The sequence below is a fragment of the Stappia indica genome (assembly GCF_001696535.1).
In the GTDB taxonomy this organism is placed as follows: domain Bacteria; phylum Pseudomonadota; class Alphaproteobacteria; order Rhizobiales; family Stappiaceae; genus Stappia; species Stappia indica.
The window spans coordinates 443948-462128 of record NZ_MBQE01000003.1; the positions used below are offsets into that span (position 1 = coordinate 443948).

Below are 18181 nucleotides of genomic sequence, written 5' to 3' on the forward strand. Positions count from 1 at the left end.
CACCGGCGACCGGGTGCCTGTCCAGCGGCTGCAGCCGTCAGTCTCGGACGATCAGCGTCTCGATCCAGTCGATGGCGTCGCTCAAGGAGCCGGCGACATGGTCGGCATGCGGGGCGAGCACCTCTGCCCCGACGGTGCCGGTCGTGACCGCCAACGTGCGGGTGCCGGCCGCCTGGCCGGCATGCATGTCGTGGAGGCTGTCGCCGACCATCACCACTTCCTGCGGGTCGAGGCCAAGGGCGGCACAAAAGCCCGACACCATGCCGGGAGACGGCTTCGCGCCGTGGCCGCTGTCGAAGCCGATCACCGCGGCAAAGCGCTGCGTCAGGCCGAGGGCGTCGAGCTGCGCCAGGGCGGAGGCTTCCGCGTCGTTGGTGGCGATGCCGAGCGCCAGCCCGTGGCCGGCGAGCCGGTCGAGCGCGGGCACCAGATCGTCGAAGGGCGACAGGTGCGGCAGGCTCATGGCGCCGATGCGGGCGTTGATGTCCTCGGCCAGCGCCTTGGGATCGGACAGCCCGAGGATTTCGGCGAAGGCGTCGGCGATATCGTCGTTGGAACCGGCGATCAGCACCGAGTCCGCCTCGAAGCGCACGGCCTCGAGGTTGAATCCGGCGGCGGCTGCCAGCCGCTCGGCCTTCAGCCGGTCGCCGGCGGCGAGCTCGCTCATCAAGGTGTGGAACGTCGGCGCCCAGGTGTCCTGGAAGTCGATCAGCGTGCCGTCCTTGTCGAACAGCACGGCGCGCACGGCGGCCATGGTCAGGCCGCCCTGCCGAGCGCCACGGGCAGCAGCTCGGACATGCGCTCGATCACCAGATCCGCTTCGCCGACGAGCCGCTCGCGCGGGATCGCACCCGTGGTGACGGCGATGCGCATCATGCCGGCGGCCTTCGCCGCATGCATGTCGTGCAGGCTGTCGCCGACCATGGCGATCTCGCCCGGCTCCAGGCCCAGATGGCGGGCGAAGGCGAGAAGCTGGCCGGGCTCGGGCTTCGAGCCATGGCCGCTGTCGTAGCCGGCCAGGAAGGTGAAGGCCTCGCCGAGACCGAGCGCCTGCATCTGCTTGCGCGCGGACGCCTCGGTGCCGTTGGTGGCGATGCCGAGCGGCATGCCGTGGCCGTTCAGCGCGGTCAGCGTATCCACCACGCTGTCGAACGGCGTAACGGTGCGGTCGCAATGCTCCAGCAGGATCGTCTCGATGCGCTCGAGCATCGCCTGCGGATCCGGTTCGCCGATCACCTCCGCCCAGCCGGCCGAATAGTCCTTGGGCGACTGCACCTTGAGGATCGACGGGCCGGTGAACCGCGCGGCCGCGACGTCGAACATGGCGAGCTCCTGCAGCGTCGCCAGAAGCGTTTCGTCGCCGCGCGCCAGATCCTTCAGCACCAGCGCGATGGCGGGGCCCCAGGTGCTGTCGAAGTCGGTCAGCGTTCCGTCGCGGTCGAACAATACGGCCTTGATGCGCATTCAGGTCTCGTTCGGTGGGAGATGTCGGACGGGCCATGACCCGCGTTCCGCCGTCACATGCCATGTTCCCCGCCGCCCGTCAAAGGCGATGGAGCGTGGCGAGGAGTTCGGGCCGCCGGTCAGGGCAGTTCCAGCCGGCTTGCCAGCGTCAGCGTCGGGCTTCCGCCAGGTGCGATGCCGACCAGCCCGCGTTCGATCAGCCATTCGACCTGCGCCAGTACCGAAAGGGCAGCCGCGCTGTGCAGCGAGCGGTCGACATCGGCATAGATCGTGGCGACCATTTCCGGGATCGTCCGGTCCCCTGCGGTAAGCCGGTCGAGGATCGCCTTCTCCCGCGCTTGCCGGTGTGCGGCGAGCCCGGCCACATAGTTGGCAGGATCGGCGACCGCGCCGCCATGACCGGGCAGGTAGCTGGCGTCGTCGCGCTCCGAGAGCCGCGCTAGCGAGGCCATGTAGGCGCTCATCGAGCCGTCCGGCGGCGCAACGATCGATGTCGACCACGCCATGACATGGTCGGCGGAAAAGAGCACGCGGCCCTCGTCCAGTGCGAAGGCGAGGTGGTTGGCTGTATGGCCGGGCGTTTCCACCGCCGTCAGGGTCAGTCCGTCGGTGGTGATGCTGTCGCCGCCACGCAGCTCGCGGTCCGGTGAGTAGTCGGTATCTGCGCTTGTATCAAGCGGATTGGTCTCGCCCGGCAGCAGCGCGCGCGCTGCCCGGTGCGGACCGCAGCCGACCAGCGGCGCGCCGGTCATTTCCTTCATCAGCCTTGCGCCCGGCGAATGATCCACATGGGTATGGGACACCAGGATCGCCGAGATGCGGCTTTCGCCGGCCGCTGCAATGAGCGCCCGCACATGATCGGGATCGGCCGGTCCGGGGTCGAGCACCGCCACCTCGTCGCGCCCGATCAGGTAGCTGTTCGTGCCATGCCAGGTGAAGGGGCCGCGATTGGGGGCGGTGAGGCGGCGTACCGCCGCTGAAATCTCGACGACCTCGCCGTGGCGCGGGTCGAAGTCCCGATCATGTCGCAGGGAAACCATAGCTTTTGGGGATCCGTTTCTCGTTTTCGCTTTTGCCCATGGGGAAAAAGTCGTGCCTGGCAAGTGCGCGGGGTGCTCGTCGATTGCTTCGCAGCCGGCTAATCTTTCGGTTGAAAGATCATTTCTCCACCCATAACGTCAGTTCTGCATGCGAGGGGCGGTGTTGCTGGATATTGGCCGCGCGGGGAGCTGTCCTGCTCCGGTCGCGCCGGCTGATGTCCCACCCTTCCGTGTCACACTAACGTTGTCAAACTGACCTATGGCCGAGCGAGCGATGCGGGGAGGAGACCCGCCATTCCGTCGCCGCTCGCAAGACCAATGAAACGGAGAGGTCCGACATGTCCATTTCCCGCCGTTCGGTGCTCAAGGGCTCCGCAGCTGCCTCGACCCTGCTTGCCGCCCCGGCCATCCTGAAGGCCGGCGACGCGCTGGCCTCGTCCGGCCAAGTCAACGTCTTCGCCTGGGGCGACTATATCCAGCAGAACATGATCGACAAGTTCGAGGGCGACACCGGCATCAAGGTGAACCTGTCGACCTACGGCTCCAACGACGAGGCCGAGCAGAAGCTGCGCGCCGCCGGCGGCAAGGGCTTCGACGTGATCTTCCCGTCGATCACCAACGGCAACAACTACTATCCGGACGGCCTGCTGCAGCCGGTCGACGAGAGCAAGCTCGCCCTCGACAACCTGATTCCCTCCATGCTGCGCGACAGCGTCCAGCTCGGCGGCACCTATCGCGGCAAGCGCATGCTGCTGCCGTTCAACTGGGGCACCGAGGCGATCACCCTCGACAGCAGCCAGTTCAACGCCGACGACGTCTCCTACGGCACGATGTGGTCGCCGGAAGCTGCCGGCAAGGCCGCCTTCCGCCAGAAGTCGGTGATCATGGGTGTCGGCCTCTATCTCGACGCCACCGGCGAGGTGAAGTCGAACCGCATGCTCGACGTCTACAAGACCGAGGAAGACGCCCGCCGCGTGTGGGACGCCTGCGCCAAGTTCATCATCGACCGCAAGGCCAACATCGCCGCGTTCTGGAACAACGCCACCGAGGCGACCAACGCGTTCAAGCAGGCCGGCGCGACCATCGGCCAGACCTGGGACACCACCGGTCTCCTGCTGAACCGCGAAGACGCCAAGTGGAAGTACCGCATGCCCAAGGAAGGCGGCATCACCTGGATGGACTCCATGGGCATTCCGTCGGGCTCGGAAAACCTGGAACAGGCCTACGCCTTCCTCAACGCCATGCTGGATCCGAAGATGGCTGGCCTGCTGGCCGGCAACACCGGTTACAACTCGGCCGTTTCCGGCGCGGCCGAGTATGCGGGCGACAACTACAAGGCCCAGTTCGCCGACGTCTACAATGCCGAGAACCTCGCCAACCTGTGGTGGTGGCAGGCCGACACGCCGTGGTTTGCCACGCTGCGTGAGGAGTATGTGGACAAGATCACCAACGCCTGAGGCGTTTGAATCTCGCGGATCGCGGCCTTGTGCTGCGATCCGCTTTTTGTTTCCGGTCGCGCGCTTTCGGGGCCGGGCCACGTGCCAGACGAGGGGCCAATGCACGGACAAGACGTCGTCCTCGACGGGGTGTCGATGGGCTTCGGCGATTTCACCGCCGTTCAACCGACCGACCTGACGATCAATGCCGGGGAGTTCTTCTCCATTCTCGGTCCCTCGGGCTGCGGAAAGACCACCATCCTGCGGATGATTTCCGGGTTTCTCGACCCGACCGCGGGCGACGTGCGGATCGGCGGGAAGAGCATGGCCGGCATCCGCCCCAATGCCCGTCCGACTGCGCTGATCTTCCAGAACCTTGCGCTCTTTCCCTTGATGAGCGTTTGGGAAAACGTTGCCTTCGGCCTCGAGGCGCGGGGCGTGCCGAAGAAGGTGCGCCGCGAACGCGCCGAGGAACTGCTGGCCATGGTCGCACTGACCGGCCAGGGCGAGAAGAAGCCGACCGAGCTGTCCGGCGGTCAGCGCCAGCGCGTCGCCATCGCCAGGGCGCTTGCGGTCGAGCCGGCCGTGCTGCTGCTCGACGAGCCGCTCTCCGCCCTCGATCTCAAGCTTCGCCAGCACATGCGCAGCGAGCTCAAGGACCTGCAGCGCAAGACCGGCGTCACCTTCATCTACATCACCCACGACCAGGGCGAGGCCCTGACCATGTCCGACCGCGTGGCGGTGATGAACCGCGGTGTGGTCGAGCAGGTCGCCACGTCCGACGAGATCTACAACCTGCCGGCAACTCCTTTCGTCGCGAGCTTCGTCGGCGAGCAGAACGTCTTCCGCGGCCGCCTGTCCGGAGTGGACGGTGAGGTCGCGCGCGTCGACACGCCCCAGGGCGAGATGCTCGCCCGCCTGCGCGGCAAGGCCGGTGTCGGCGACGAGGTCATGATCTTCGTGCGCCCCGAGCGGATGGGGCTGGGTACGGCCGGCGCCGGCACCGAGCCTCGCAACCGGCTGCGCGCCACCATCGAGCGCCGCGACCTTGAAGGGCCTTTCGTCAACCTGCATTGCCGGGCCGGCGATGCCCCGGTGACGGTGCATCTGCCGAACTCCGGCGACGCGGCGTCCTCGCTCGCGTCCGGCGAGACGGATCTGGGCTTCCGCCCCACCGATGCGATCGTCATGCCAGTCGGGGAGCTTGCCCGTGAATAGTCTGGTCAAGAGCTACGGCAAGGGCCTGACCGGGATCTTCCTGGCGCTGACCGCCGTGTGGATCGCCATGCTGATCGTGTTGCCGCAGGCCCGCATGATCGAGCGCGCCTTTACCTATGTCGACCGGTCGGGCGATGCGGCCAACCTGTCGCTCGAGATCGACCGCGCCTATACCCGCGTCTTCGACATCGATATCGATCTGCGGGATCTCAAGGGCCAGCTCGCGGCCGACGAGGCAAGCGATGCGGCACCGTCCGGTGGGTTGCCGACGCCTTCGCTCACGCCCTCGCCTTCGCTTACGCCGTCCCCCTCGTTGACGCCCTCGCTGCCCGCGGCACCCAGCCCGTCGCTCTCCGCGCCCTCGCTGTCAACGCCCTCTCCGGCAACCCCCACGCCAGGCGTTGCTCCGAGCCCCTTCGCCCCGCCGCAGGAAACCTTGCCGCGCGAGGAGATCGAGGCGCGCATCGCTGCCCTGGAGGAGGAGAAGGCCGGTCTTCAGGCCCGCATCGCCGAACTGGAAGTGCAGGAGGCCGAGCTGACCTCGACCGCCGGCATCACCGAGAGCTACTCGGCGAAGAACTTCACCAACATGAGCGAGCTGCACTTCCGCATCTTTCTCTCGACCATCGTCTACGCGCTCTGCGTGACGCTGCTGTCCTTCGTCGTGTGCTACCCGGTCGCCTACGCCGCCGCGACGGCCAAGAGCGCCAACAAGGTGGCGCTGATGATGCTCGGCCTGGTCATTCCCTACGCGATCAACGAGCTGCTGCGCATCTTTTCCTGGGTGATGATCCTGGAGAAGCAGGGCATTCTCAACGGCGTCCTTGATGCCATCGGCCTGATCGACATGCAGGCGGGCGAGGGCGTGCGCTTCGTCGCCTCCAACGGCGCCGTGTTCACGGTGATGGTCTACGCCTATGTGCTCTTCATGGTGTTCCCGATCTACAACACCATCGACACGCTGGACAAAAACCAGATCGAGGCGGCGCGCGATCTCGGCAGCTCCACCTGGCGGATCCACTGGCGCGTCGTGCTGCCCCATGCCAAGCCGGGCATCGCCGTCGGCGCGATCATGACCTTCATGCTGTCCGCCGGCTCCATCGCCGTGCCGGAGATCGTCGGCCGCGGCCTGCATCCCGACTGGTTCGCGCAGGTGATCTACCGCCGCTTCTTCGAGGCGGGCTCGTGGAACGAGGGCGCGGCCTATTCGCTGGCGCTGCTCGTTGCCTGCATCGTCTTCATTCTCATCAACATGGCCGTCTTCCGCGTCGGTATCAGGGACATCGCGAAATGACCGTCGCCACCGCAGAACGCGCCGCTGGCGGCGTGGCGCCGCGCCGTCGCCGGACCAGGGACTGGTCGGACGCGGTGCTGTCCGGCTACCTGCTGCTGTTCTTCGCCTACATGTTCCTGCCGTTGATGTTCATGGTCGCGGCCGCGTTCAACGCCAATCCGACGCCGTCCGTCACCGACTGGCAGGGCTTCACGCTGAAATGGTTCGAGGAACTGCCGCAGGACGCACGCTTCGTGCAGGGCCTGTTGCATTCGCTGGCGATTGCCGGCGGCGTCATCGTCATCTCGATCCCGCTCGGCCTTGCAGGAGCGCTGATCCTGACGCGGCTGCAGTCGCGCGCCTCGACGCTGCTCTATACCGTGCTGGTCTCGCCGATCCTCACGCCCGGCATCGTGCTCGGCGCCACCACCATGATCTTCTGGCGCGATGCCTTCGGGATGGAGGCGGGGCTCTTCACCGCGGCCATCGCGCAAGCGGCCTTCATCGCGTCCTACTGCATGCTGATGTTCATGGCGCGCCTGCAGCGTCAGGACCGCGCGCTGGAAGAGGCGGCCCTCGACCTCGGCGCGTCCTCGGTCTTCGTGTTCCGCCGCATCACGCTGCCGTTCCTGATGCCGACCGTCCTGACCGCCGCCCTGATCTCGTTCCTGCAGTCGATCGAGAACTACAACACGACGTTCTTCGCGATCGGCTCCAGCTGGACGCTCGTCACCGAGATCGGCGCGCGCATGCGCTTCGGCCTGTCGCCGATGATCAACGTGATCGGCGTGATCTTCGTCGTCATCACCGTTGCCGCGGCGACAGCTTGGGTGCTGGCCAAGCGGCGCTCGGGCAATGGTTGACGCATCGGCCGGTCGACTGCGACCCTGAGGTCCTTTCTTCCGGCGATTCATTCGGGAGCTGACATGTCCGACAGGGACGGGCCCATCGTCTTCGAACGCACGCTTCCGCTGGCACGCGAAGCGGCCTTCGATCTTCTGGTCGACCGTATCGGCGAATGGTGGCCGCACGAGTACACGTTCTCGCGCGATCCCGCGGCCGATCTCTCCATCGAGCCCGTCGCGGGCGGCGCCTGCACCGAGCGGATGCCCGGCGGCACTCGCATCGTGTGGGGTACGGTCCTGTCCATCGAGCGCCCGCTCTACGTACGCCTGGCCTGGCAGATTTCGTTCGATCGCAAGCCGGTGCCGGATCCTGCCGCGGCCAGCCGCGTGATGATCGAATTCCGCCAGATGGCAGACGGCACCCGCATCGAGCTCACCCATGGCGACTTCCTGCGCCATGGCGAGGACGGCATCGCCTATCGCGAGGCGATGGCGTCTGCACAAGGCTGGCCTACCTGTCTCGAGGCGCTGGAGGCGGCCGCGAGGGTCCGCCCGGCGCGGCGATGAAGCTCTCCTTCCGCTGCTTGCAGGAGCTGGCCGGCCATGTGCCGGAACCGGTTCCAGCGCGCGCCAGCCTCCCGGAGTGGCTGAAGGCAGCGCCCTCGCTCGTTGCCAGCGAGGTTCTGGGCGGGGCGGAGGTGCGCACGTTCAAGCATTGCCCGCCGCTGATCGACGCCTTGGCCCAAGGGGTGATGTTCCGCCTTGCTGCCGATCTCGACATTGCGGGCGGCGAGATCTCATGGGACTGGTCGCCGCCGGTCACCGAGACTGCGCGCCAGACGCGCTCGCCCGTCGGCCTGCATGTGCCGGAACAGGCGCAAGGGCTGCCTTTCGGGCTTCCCGATGGGCAGTTCGTGCTCAAGTTCACCAACTTCTGGACCGTCGAGGCGCCGGAAGGCGTGTCTCTGCTCTTCACCCATCCGCTCAACCGCGAGGATCTGCCGTTCCGCACGCTGGCCGGCCTTGTCGATTGCGACCGCTATCGCGACGGCTTCGTCCATTTCCCGGCCATCTGGCAGGATGCGGACTTCTCGGGGCGCCTGCCGGCCGGCACGCCGGTCGCGCAGGCCTTTCCGATCCGCCGGGAGGTGCTGGAGCTGGACATCCGCGCGATGGACAGGGGCGAACTCGCCCGGCATCTCAAGGTGCAGGACGGCCTGCAGCAGGACCCGGGGCTTTACCGGAAGAGCTTTCGCGCGCCGCGCGGGCGGTAGCTTCAGACGGCTTCAGATTGCTTTCCCGTCAATGCAAGGCTCGAAAGCGGGATGGTCCCGCGCGGGCCCTGGCTCATCGCCTTGAGCAGGCGAGGTCGCTCGCCCGGCAGTTCGGCGAAAAGCGCTCGCAGGCTGGAACTCGCCTCCGGCCGTCCGAGCCGCAGTCCGGCTTCGGCCTTGCCGATGGCCGCATCCTTGTCGGAGGGGCGCAACGCCAGCACTCGGTCGAAGGCTTGTTCGGCCTCACCCGCCGCACCGCGGCGCAGGCGCAGCCGGGCAAGGTTCAACCATCCATCCGCATCCTGCGGGGCTTTCCCGACATAGAGCGCAAAGCCGGCTTCCGCGACCTCATGCCGGCCGGCATCCATTGCGGCGGCGGCCTTCTCGAACAGGGCGTTGAGATGGTCCGGCGCGAGCTTGAGGGCGGCCGCGAAGCTCGCCTCCGCAGCATCCGCCTCGCCGAGGCGGCGGAGGACCAGACCGAGATTGTAGTGGAGCGAGGCATTGCCGGCATCGGCCCGCAGCAGGCGCTTCAGGGCCTTGCGAGCCGTCTCCCAGTCCTGTGCTGCCAGCGCCTGCGGTAGCAGCTCTGCCGCCTTGGCCGGTGTCATTGCGCCAAACCTCCCAGGCATCGTGCCCGCCGGGCGATGCGTCCTTTGGCAGATAACATCCGCGAGGGGGTTCGCAAAGCCGCATGCCCGATTGTTTCCCGTCTTCGGTTTCCGTCTTGGGGCTGTCATGTTGACCATGCTATTCAGGGCGTCCCGTTTCCGGCCGCTCCGCTCAGCGTCTTTCCGCCGCCCCGCGGGCGTAACCGCCGGACGACAAACCGAAACACGCAACCGGCGACCGGAATGAGCGACGACACGACAGAGCGCCCCGCAGCGCGTCCCGGCCTGCGCAGCCGGCTTCGCGAGCGCATCGCGGAGCAGCGCTGGGTGCTGGTCTCTGTCGCCGCCGTTGCCGTGCTTGCCGTCTTCGTTGCCCGGGTGCCGCTTCTGCTTGTTGCCGGTGGCGGGGCGCTTCTGCTGCTCGCCGCGATCATTCCTCCCCCGCGCCGCCTTCTTGTCACCCGCCGCCGCCGCGAGGCCCGCTCGCTGACGCCCTGGCCGGAGACAGGAATGAAGCAGCTCGCCGATGCGCTCCCCAATCCTTGCTTCATCGTCGACCGCCGCGGCATCACCCGCTACGTCAACCGGGCGGCGCGCGTGCGCTTCGGCGATCCGCTGCCGGGCGACCCGATCTCCCTTCGCCTGCGCGTGCCGGTTCTTCTGGAGGCGCTCGACAAGGTGATGGCGGGCGGTCCGGCACAACGGATCGAATGGAGCGAGCGCGTTCCGACCGAAAGCTGGCTCGAGGCCTATGTCACCCCGGTTGCGGAGCTGGTTTCGCAGCCCGGCGAACCGGCCCGTGCCGGCGCTGCCGGCGGGGCAGGGCGCTTCGTTCTGGTGACCCTGCAGGATCTGACCGAGCAGCGTCGGCTGGAGCGCATGCGGGCCGACTTCGTCGCCAATGCCAGCCACGAGCTGCGCACGCCGCTGGCCTCGCTCACCGGTTTCGTCGAGACGCTGCAAGGCCCGGCGCGTGACGATCCCGTGGCGCGCGAGCGATTCCTGTCGATCATGCTGCAGCAGGGCGACCGCATGCGCCGGCTGATCGACGACCTGCTGTCCCTGTCGCGCATCGAGCTGAAGGCGCATGTCCAGCCGGAGACCGTGCTCGATCTCGCCTCCCTGCTGCGCCAGGCCTGCGACGCGCTCAAGCCCGTCGCCGACGAGGCCGGCGTGGTGCTCGACATCGAGACGCCGGAGACTGCCTGCCCGGTGCGGGCCGACCGGGACGAGCTGATCGAGGTGATTGAGAACCTTGTCGGGAACGCCATCAAGTATGGCGTCACCGGCAAGAAGGTAGAGATTCGGCTGAGCCTTGCGCCGCAGCCGGGCGAGGGCGGGCGGACCGGCGGGACGTTCGTCATGAGCGTGCGCGATTTCGGTCCCGGAATCGCGGCCGAGCACCTGCCGCGGCTGACGGAGCGGTTCTACCGCGTGGATGCGTCCCGCAGCCGCGAAACCAAGGGAACCGGCCTCGGGCTCGCCATCGTCAAGCACATCCTGACCCGTCACAAGGCAAGGCTCGAGATCGACAGCGCACCCGGCAAGGGGGCGGTCTTCACTGTCAGATTCCCTGTCGCAAAGGACGCCGAAGTGCCTGCCGGGGATCTGAAAGCCTTTTCCGGTCAAGGCGTTGGCCTGTCACAAAACTGATACCAGACCTTCATATAAGCATCACGGGCTAGGACTAGGGTGCCCTCGACCTCGCGGGAATAAGTCTGCGAGGCAACGTGAGAAATCCTGAAATCCAGGGAGAGGTCAGGTGAACATCAAAGCTCTTCTCAGCGCGACCGCGGTCGCTTCGGTCGCCTTCGCTGGCGCCGCCATCGCTCGCGACCAGATCCAGATCGCCGGCTCCTCGACGGTTCTTCCCTACGCCTCCATCGTTGCCGAGGCCTTCGGCGAGAACACCGACTTCCCGACCCCGGTGGTCGAGTCGGGCGGCTCCTCGGCCGGCCTGAAGAAGTTCTGCACCGGCGTCGGCGAGAACACCATCGACATCGCCAACGCGTCGCGTCCCATCCGCGAGAGCGAGATCAAGGCCTGCGCCGAAGCCGGCGTGACCGACATCATGGAAGTCCGCATCGGCTATGACGGCATCGTCTTCGCCTCGGACATCAATGGCGCCGACTTCGCCTTCACCCCGACCGACTGGTACAAGGCGCTCGCCGCCGAAGTCGTCGTCGACGGCAAGCTCGCTGCCAACTCCGCCACGACCTGGAAGCAGGTCAACGACGCCCTGCCGGAGCAGGAAATCCAGGCGTTCGTCCCGGGCACCAAGCACGGCACCCGTGAAGTCTTCGAAGAGAAGGTCATGATGCAGGGCTGCGAAGACAGCGGCGCGCTCAAGGCCCTCGTCGACGGCGGCATGGACAAGAAGGAAGCTGCGAAGAAGTGCATCACGCTTCGCACCGACGGCCGTTCGGTTGACATCGATGGCGACTACACCGAGACGCTCGCCCGTCTCGACGCCAACAAGGCCGGCATCGGCGTGTTCGGTCTCGCCTTCTACGAGAACAACACCGACAAGCTGAAGGTCGCGACCATGTCGGACGTGGTCCCCTCGACCCAGTCGATCGCTTCCGGCGAGTACCCGGTTTCCCGCCCGCTGTTCTTCTACGTCAAGAAGGCGCACATCGGCGTGATCCCGGGCCTGAAGGAGTTCGCCCAGTTCTTCGTCTCCGACGAGCTGGCCGGTCCGGATGGCCCGCTGGCCCAGTACGGCCTGGTCTCCGACCCGGAGCTGGCCAAGGTCCAGGAAGCGGTCGCCTCCGAGACCACGCTCACGCACTGAGCCGGTCGGACTAGCAAGGGGGCGGCGCCTTTCAGGGCTTTGCCGTCCCCTTTTTCTTCCCCGAGCTCCGGATTTTCAGCCTCATGTCCTTGCCGCTGATCGTTCTCGTGATACTTGCCCTTGCGGCGGCCGGCTTCGTTCTGGGTCGCGGCCGGGCGATGGCCAGCGCCGGCGGAGACATCCGCCTGCTGCATTCCCTTCCCGGATATTATGGCTGGAACGTTGCGCTCGCCGCGATGATCCCGGCCTTTCTCGCCCTCGTGCTCTGGCTTGCCATCCAGCCCGTGGTGATCAACGGCCAGGTGTCGTCGATGATCTCGCAGGCTTCCATCGACCAGAGTTCTCTGGACCTGGTGATGAGCGACGTGCGCCGCGTCGCCGAGGGACTTGATACCGCGGTTGCTGCCGGCGCTCTCACCTCCGAGCAGGCGGGATCGATCCGCACCGAATTCACCGACGTGCGCGACCGTCTCGGTCAGGTCGGCGTCGCGCTCGGCTCGGACGTCACCTCCGAGACCCTGCACGCTGCACAGCGCTACCGCGAGTTGTCCGGCCTTGGCGACCTCGGCCGGGCCATCGTGGTTCTCGGCCTTGCCGTTCTCGGCGCGGCCTGGGCCTGGCAGCGCTCCAACAAGGATTTTCGCGCCCGCAACTCCGTGGAGCGGGTCGTGCGGTGGATCCTCATCGCAGCCGCCTCCATCGCTGTCCTGACGACCGTCGGCATCGCATTGTCGCTGATCTTCAACACGGTCGAGTTCTTCCGCCTCTACCCGGCGGCCGACTTCTTCTTCGGTCTGACCTGGAGCCCGAGCTTCGGCGGCGGCTCCGAGCTCGGCATCGTGCCGCTGATCTGGGCAACGCTCTACATCTCGCTGATCGCCCTGGCGGTCTCGGTTCCCGTCGGCCTCTTCGCGGCGATCTATCTCTCCGAGTATGCCACCCCGGCTGTCCGCGCCGTGGCCAAGCCGCTGCTGGAGGTGCTCGCCGGCATCCCCACCATCGTCTACGGCCTTTTCGCGCTGCTCACGGTCGGCCCGTTGCTGGTCGACGTCTTCGGCAATGGCGGCCTGCTCGGCGTCAACTGGATGGCCGGCGGCACGGCGGTCATGACCGCCGGTCTGGTGATGGGCATCATGCTGATCCCCTTCGTCAGCTCGCTGTCCGACGACATCATCAACGCCGTTCCGCAGGCCATGCGTGATGGCTCCCTCGGTCTCGGCGCCACCCATTCGGAGACGGTGAAGCAGGTGATCCTGCCGGCCGCTCTTCCGGGCATCGTCGGCGCCATCCTGCTCGCCGCCTCGCGCGCCATCGGCGAGACCATGATCGTGGTGCTGGGTGCGGGCGCCGCAGCCAAGCTGAGCCTCAACCCTTTCGAGGCGATGACCACCGTCACCGCCAAGATCGTCAGCCAGCTCACCGGCGATGCCGACTTCGCCTCCCCCGAGGCCCTGGTCGCCTTCTCGCTGGGCATGACCCTCTTCGTGGTCACGCTGGGGCTGAACATCTTCGCGCTCTACATCGTGCGCAAATACCGGGAGCAGTACGAATGACCGACACGGCCATGAGCTATCCCGCGGGCAAGGAAGCCGGGCAGGCCGTCCGCAAGAAGACGTCGCTGCTCGAGGTCGACGCCCTGACGCGCCGCCGCAATGCCGCCGAGAGCCGCTTCAAGATCTACGGCATCGTTGCGATCCTGATCGGCCTGTTCTTCCTGGTGGCGCTTCTCTACGCCATCTTCAGCAACGGCCTCACCGCCTTCAACCAGACCTTCGTCTCCGTTCCGGTGACGCTGGAAAAGAGCGCGGTGGAGCAGGCGGAAGCCTCCATCGTCAAGACGTCGCGCTACAATGCGATGATCGACCAGGCTCTCGTCGCGGAGCTGGGCCGCGCCGGCATCTCCACCGACATGAAGCCGGCGGACCTGCGCAAGATACTGTCCTCCGGCGCCGCCGCCCAGGTGCGCAGCTTCGTGCTCGCCAATCCGGGCCGCATCGGCGAGACGGTGACGTTCGAGCTGCTGGCGTCCTCGCGGGTCGACGGCTACCTCAAGGGACGCGTCACCCGCGAAGCGCTCGTCAACGACAAGAACCTCGATGCCGCCCATCTCGACTTGGTCGACCAGATGGCCGACAAGGGTGTCGTCGAGAAGCGCTTCAACATGGACTTCATCACCGGGTCCGACGCCTCCGACTCGCGTCCCGAGCAGGCAGGCATCGGCGTGTCGATGATCGGCTCGCTCTACATGATGCTGGTGGTGTTGTTCCTGTCGCTGCCCATCGGTGTCGCCGCTTCGATCTATCTTGAGGAATTCGCACCGAAGAACCGCTTCACCGACCTGATCGAGGTCAACATCTCGAACCTGGCGGCGGTGCCTTCCATCGTCTTCGGTATCCTCGGCCTTGCGGCGTTCATCCAGTTCGCACACCTGCCGCAGTCGGCACCGATCGTCGGTGGCCTGGTCCTGACGCTGATGACGCTGCCGACCATCATCATCTCGACACGTGCCTCGCTGAAGGCGGTGCCGCCGTCGATCCGGGATGCAGCGCTGGGTGTCGGCGCCTCCAAGATGCAGTCGGTGTTCCACCATGTGCTGCCGCTGGCCGCACCCGGCATCCTCACCGGCACCATCATCGGCCTTGCCCAGGCACTCGGCGAGACCGCGCCGCTGCTGCTCATCGGCATGGTCGGCTTCATCGCTTCCAACTACCCCGGCAGCCTCGCCTCCGGCTTCCTCGATCCGAACTCGGCCATGCCGGCCCAGATCTACGAGTGGGCCAAGCGCGCGGACCCGGCCTTCTACGAGCGGGCATGGGGCGGCATCATCGTCCTGCTGCTGTTCCTCATGACCATGAACATCGTCGCGATCATCCTGCGCCGTCGTTTCGAGCGTCGCTGGTAAGGGGGCTTTCCAAGCCATGAACCAAATGACCAAGCCTGAGAAAGTCGCCGCCATGAACGAGGCCAAGATTTCAGCCGAGAAGGTCCAGGTCTTCTACGGCGACACCCACGCCATCAAGGATGTGAGCATCCGCATCGAGGAGAAGACGGTCACCGCCTTCATCGGCCCGTCGGGCTGCGGCAAGTCGACCTTCCTTCGCTGCATCAACCGGATGAACGACACGATCGACGTCTGCCGCGTCGAGGGCAACATCCTGATCGACGGAGAGGACATCTACGACCCCAAGGTCGACCCTGTGCAGCTGCGCGCCAAGGTCGGCATGGTGTTCCAGAAGCCGAACCCGTTCCCCAAGTCGATCTTCGACAACATCGCCTACGGCCCGCGCATCCATGGCCTGGCCCGCAACAAGGCGGCGCTGGAGGAGATCGTCGCCTCCAGCCTGCAGAAGGCCGGCCTGTGGAACGAGGTGAAGGACCGCCTCGACGAGCCGGGCACCGGCCTGTCCGGCGGCCAGCAGCAGCGCCTGTGCATTGCCCGCGCCATCGCCGTCAGCCCGGAAGTGATCCTGATGGACGAGCCCTGCTCGGCCCTCGATCCCATCGCCACCGCCAAGGTGGAGGAGCTGATCGACGAGCTGCGCGAGAACTACACGATCGTCATCGTCACCCACTCCATGCAGCAGGCCGCCCGCGTCTCGCAGCGCACGGCCTTCTTCCACCTCGGCAACCTGGTCGAGGAAGGGGCGACGAACGACATCTTCACCAACCCCCGGGACAAGCGCACCCAGGACTACATCACCGGCCGCTTCGGCTAGTCTGGACCAGCCGCGGGAACTGACGGGATGACGCGTGCACCTTGCCGCGCCCCGAATGGAGAAGATACATGAGCCAACATACCGTTTCGTCGTTCGACGAGGAGCTGAAGGAAGTCGCCGGCCGGGTGTCGGAGATGGGCGGCCTCGCCGAGATGATGCTGAACGATTCCGTGCAGGCCCTGGTGCGCATGGACAAGGAGCTTGCCCGCCGCGTGATCGCACAGGACAAGCGGGTCGATGCCCTGCAGTTCGAGATCGAGGAGCAGGCGATCCTGATCATCGCCCGCCGTCAGCCGGTCGCCAGCGACCTGCGCGACGTGATCTCGGCAATGCGCATCTCCAACGACCTTGAGCGCGTCGGCGATCTCGCCAAGAACGTCGCCAAGCGCGTCATCGCCATCGAGGGTACCTTCGACTCCAAGAAGTTTGCCCTCGGCGTGGAGCACATGACCGAGCTCGCCCAGAGCCAGCTCAAGGATGTGCTCGATGCCTATGCCGGCCGGGACGGCGTGGCGGCGGCCTCCGTGCGCGACCGCGACGACGAGGTCGACGCGCTCTACACTTCGATCTTCCGCGAACTCCTCACCTACATGATGGAGGATCCGCGCCAGATTTCGGTCTGCGCCCATCTGCTGTTCTGCGCCAAGAACATCGAGCGCATCGGCGATCATGCGACCAACATCGCCGAGAACGTCATGTACATGTCGACCGGTGTGCTGCCGACCGACGAGCGTCAGAAGGTCGACGAGACCGGCATCGAGACCGATACCGCGTCCTGAGGGCGCCCTGGCAACCTGACGATGGCGCGGACGGCCCTGCCGTCCGCCGCCGCTGACAACGAGAGCCGGCAAGGCGGCGCGAGCGAAAAGCCGCGCCGATGCCTCCCGGCCGGGTCGATTGGACAAGGGTATCCGACATGCCGAAGGTCCTTATTGTCGAGGACGAAGAGCCTCTCATCATGATGCTGCGCTACAATCTCGAGGCCGAGGGCTACACGGTCGAGACCTGCATGCGCGGTGACGAGGCCGATCTTCTCCTGCGCGAGAGCCAGCCGGACCTGCTGCTTCTCGACTGGATGCTGCCGGGTCTGTCCGGCATCGAACTGTGCCGCCGCCTGCGCTCGCGCGCCGAGACGGAACGTCTGCCGGTGATCATGCTCACCGCCCGCGGCGAGGAGCAGGAGCGCATCCGCGGCCTTGCCACCGGTGCCGACGACTATGTGGTGAAGCCGTTCTCGATCCCGGAGCTGATGGCGCGGGTGCGCGCGATGCTGCGCCGGGCAAAGCCGGAGGTCGTCTCCTCGCTGCTGCGCGCGGGGGATCTGGAACTCGACCGGGAGACCCACCGGGTGCGCCGCTCGGGCCGCGAGATCCATCTCGGCCCGACCGAGTTTCGCCTGCTGGAGTTCCTGATGACCTCGCCGGGGCGCGTCTTCTCGCGCGAGCAGCTGCTCGACGGCGTCTGGGGCCATGACGTCTATGTCGACGAGCGCACGGTCGACGTACATGTGGGGCGCCTGCGCAAGGCCATCAACCGCGGCAAGGTGCCGGATCCGATCCGCACCGTGCGCGGCGCCGGCTATGCCTTCAACGACCAGTTCGCCGCCGCCTCCTGAAACCCGCAGCTAGCGGAAACGCCTGAGCGGCTGTCGCGCCGTCTATCTGCGAACCGGCACCAGAATGCGAAAAGGCCCGCCGCGGATACCGCAGGCGGGCCTTTCTCGTAACTGCGCCCCCGGAAACGGGCCGGGGCGTTGCCTCAGCCGTTGGCGACGTTGCGGTCGCGGCGGCGATCGCTCGCCGGCTGGTAGGCGATGCGGCAATGATAGGTGCAGTAGGGAACGCCCGGGTTCGACGGGTGGCCGCAGAAGTAGAAGTCTTCCTTGGTCGGGTCGCCGATCGGCCATTTGCAGGTCCGCTCGGTCAGCGTCAGGATCGTCGCACGCTTGGCGATCGGCACCAGCTCGGCAACCGGCTTGGCCTGCGGCGCGGGAGCCGCGACCGGAGCGGTCTCGATCTTCAGCGCGGTGGCGCCCACCGTCTGCGGTGCCGAAGGGGCGTTGCCGCCCTGCTGCTGGGTCGCGGCCTGTGCCGCTTCCTCCGCGCCGCCCTTGGCCGGCTTGGCGCGCGCCTTCTGGGCGGGAGCCGCCGCCTTGGCGCGTCCCGACAGGCCGAGGCGGTGGACCTTGCCGATCACCGCATTGCGGGTCACGCCGCCCAGTTCTGCAGCGATCTGGCTGGCGCTCAGCCCGTCGGTCCAGAGCTTTTTGAGAAGGTCGACGCGTTCGCTTGTCCAGGACATGCGCTCAACTCCGTGTTTGATCGGGCCCCGACATCTGGTTAATAAAAGGTTATCGGCACACCGTGAGGGTGCCCCGCTCATTGCCGGATTTTGAGGCTATTGTGAGTCGGATACACGAGATCTCGTATTTCTTGACTGCAAAGCTACAATATGCCGGGTTTGCGGTTCAAGGTGAGGGGGCGATTCACCTGGGGATTGATACGGTTTTC

18 protein-coding genes are annotated in these 18181 nt (G+C 66.6%); 13 read left to right on the forward strand and 5 right to left on the reverse strand.

The genetic code is table 11. The features are described 5' to 3' along the window. Positions 1-37: 37 nt before the first annotated feature. The 3 genes from BBX35_RS13385 to BBX35_RS13395 form a co-directional block, all read right to left on the reverse strand. The gene (locus BBX35_RS13385; protein WP_067220888.1) at positions 38-754 is read right to left on the reverse strand and encodes an HAD family hydrolase; all 717 of its coding nucleotides are present in this window, start codon (positions 752-754) and stop codon (positions 38-40) included. 2 nt (positions 755-756) lie between these two features. Next, positions 757-1464: an HAD family hydrolase gene (locus BBX35_RS13390; RefSeq protein ID WP_067220892.1), complete on the reverse strand. Its 708-nt coding sequence runs from the start codon at positions 1462-1464 to the stop codon at positions 757-759. A gap of 119 nt (positions 1465-1583) precedes the next feature. Next, positions 1584-2504, reverse strand: coding sequence for an MBL fold metallo-hydrolase (locus tag BBX35_RS13395; protein ID WP_067220895.1), 921 nt, complete (start codon positions 2502-2504; stop codon positions 1584-1586). Positions 2505-2842: 338 nt separating this feature from the next. On the opposite strand from BBX35_RS13395, the gene BBX35_RS13400 reads away from it, so the two are divergent. The 6 genes from BBX35_RS13400 (at position 2843) to BBX35_RS13425 (ending at position 8550) form a co-directional block, all read left to right on the forward strand. Continuing rightward, positions 2843-3961 carry an extracellular solute-binding protein gene (locus BBX35_RS13400; RefSeq protein WP_067220896.1) on the forward strand — a complete coding sequence of 373 codons (1119 nt, stop codon included), beginning with the start codon at positions 2843-2845 and terminating at the stop codon, positions 3959-3961. A gap of 99 nt (positions 3962-4060) precedes the next feature. Beyond that, positions 4061-5158 (forward strand): ABC transporter ATP-binding protein, encoded by a 1098-nt coding sequence (locus tag BBX35_RS13405; RefSeq protein ID WP_067220900.1) that lies wholly within the window; start codon positions 4061-4063, stop codon positions 5156-5158. Next, entirely contained in the window at positions 5151-6452 is a 1302-nt protein-coding gene (locus tag BBX35_RS13410) for an ABC transporter permease subunit (protein WP_067220902.1), read from the forward strand. The genes BBX35_RS13405 and BBX35_RS13410 overlap by 8 nt, the downstream gene beginning before the upstream one ends. Then, positions 6449-7294 (forward strand): ABC transporter permease, encoded by an 846-nt coding sequence (locus BBX35_RS13415; protein WP_067220905.1) that lies wholly within the window; start codon positions 6449-6451, stop codon positions 7292-7294. Before BBX35_RS13410 ends, BBX35_RS13415 begins: the two co-directional genes overlap by 4 nt. Before the next feature lie 63 nt (positions 7295-7357). Then, positions 7358-7843 (forward strand): SRPBCC family protein, encoded by a 486-nt coding sequence (locus tag BBX35_RS13420; RefSeq protein WP_067220907.1) that lies wholly within the window; start codon positions 7358-7360, stop codon positions 7841-7843. Further along, positions 7840-8550, forward strand: a complete 711-nt coding sequence (locus BBX35_RS13425) for a hypothetical protein (RefSeq protein WP_067220911.1) — start codon at positions 7840-7842, stop codon at positions 8548-8550. Before BBX35_RS13420 ends, BBX35_RS13425 begins: the two co-directional genes overlap by 4 nt. Positions 8551-8552: 2 nt before the next feature. Here BBX35_RS13425 and BBX35_RS13430 read toward each other — a convergent pair whose 3' ends face one another. Then, on the reverse strand, positions 8553-9161 hold the full coding sequence (locus BBX35_RS13430) for a tetratricopeptide repeat protein (protein WP_067220913.1): 609 nt from the start codon (positions 9159-9161) through the stop codon (positions 8553-8555). Positions 9162-9404: 243 nt separating this feature from the next. Here BBX35_RS13430 and BBX35_RS13435 point away from each other — a divergent pair, with 243 nt between their 5' ends. The 7 genes from BBX35_RS13435 (at position 9405) to phoB (ending at position 17286) form a co-directional block, all read left to right on the forward strand. Then, positions 9405-10814: an ATP-binding protein gene (locus tag BBX35_RS13435; RefSeq protein ID WP_067220917.1), complete on the forward strand. Its 1410-nt coding sequence runs from the start codon at positions 9405-9407 to the stop codon at positions 10812-10814. Positions 10815-10923: 109 nt separating this feature from the next. Further along, a complete protein-coding gene (locus BBX35_RS13440; RefSeq protein WP_067220920.1) occupies positions 10924-11955 on the forward strand; it encodes a substrate-binding domain-containing protein in 1032 nt (343 codons plus the stop codon). A gap of 83 nt (positions 11956-12038) precedes the next feature. Then, positions 12039-13508 carry a phosphate ABC transporter permease subunit PstC gene (gene pstC, locus BBX35_RS13445; protein WP_067220924.1) on the forward strand — a complete coding sequence of 490 codons (1470 nt, stop codon included), beginning with the start codon at positions 12039-12041 and terminating at the stop codon, positions 13506-13508. Beyond that, on the forward strand, positions 13505-14857 hold the full coding sequence (pstA, locus tag BBX35_RS13450) for a phosphate ABC transporter permease PstA (RefSeq protein WP_067220927.1): 1353 nt from the start codon (positions 13505-13507) through the stop codon (positions 14855-14857). The genes pstC and pstA overlap by 4 nt, the downstream gene beginning before the upstream one ends. Before the next feature lie 25 nt (positions 14858-14882). Further along, positions 14883-15671 carry a phosphate ABC transporter ATP-binding protein PstB gene (pstB, locus tag BBX35_RS13455; RefSeq protein ID WP_228187195.1) on the forward strand — a complete coding sequence of 263 codons (789 nt, stop codon included), beginning with the start codon at positions 14883-14885 and terminating at the stop codon, positions 15669-15671. A gap of 68 nt (positions 15672-15739) precedes the next feature. Further along, entirely contained in the window at positions 15740-16450 is a 711-nt protein-coding gene (gene phoU, locus BBX35_RS13460) for a phosphate signaling complex protein PhoU (protein WP_067220932.1), read from the forward strand. Between the two features lie 137 nt (positions 16451-16587). Further along, positions 16588-17286 carry a phosphate regulon transcriptional regulator PhoB gene (gene phoB / locus BBX35_RS13465; protein WP_067220934.1) on the forward strand — a complete coding sequence of 233 codons (699 nt, stop codon included), beginning with the start codon at positions 16588-16590 and terminating at the stop codon, positions 17284-17286. Positions 17287-17429: 143 nt separating this feature from the next. Here the strand turns inward: phoB and BBX35_RS13470 are convergent, their stop codons facing one another. Further along, positions 17430-17972: a GcrA family cell cycle regulator gene (locus tag BBX35_RS13470; protein ID WP_067220937.1), complete on the reverse strand. Its 543-nt coding sequence runs from the start codon at positions 17970-17972 to the stop codon at positions 17430-17432. Between the last annotated feature and the right edge of the window lie 209 nt (positions 17973-18181).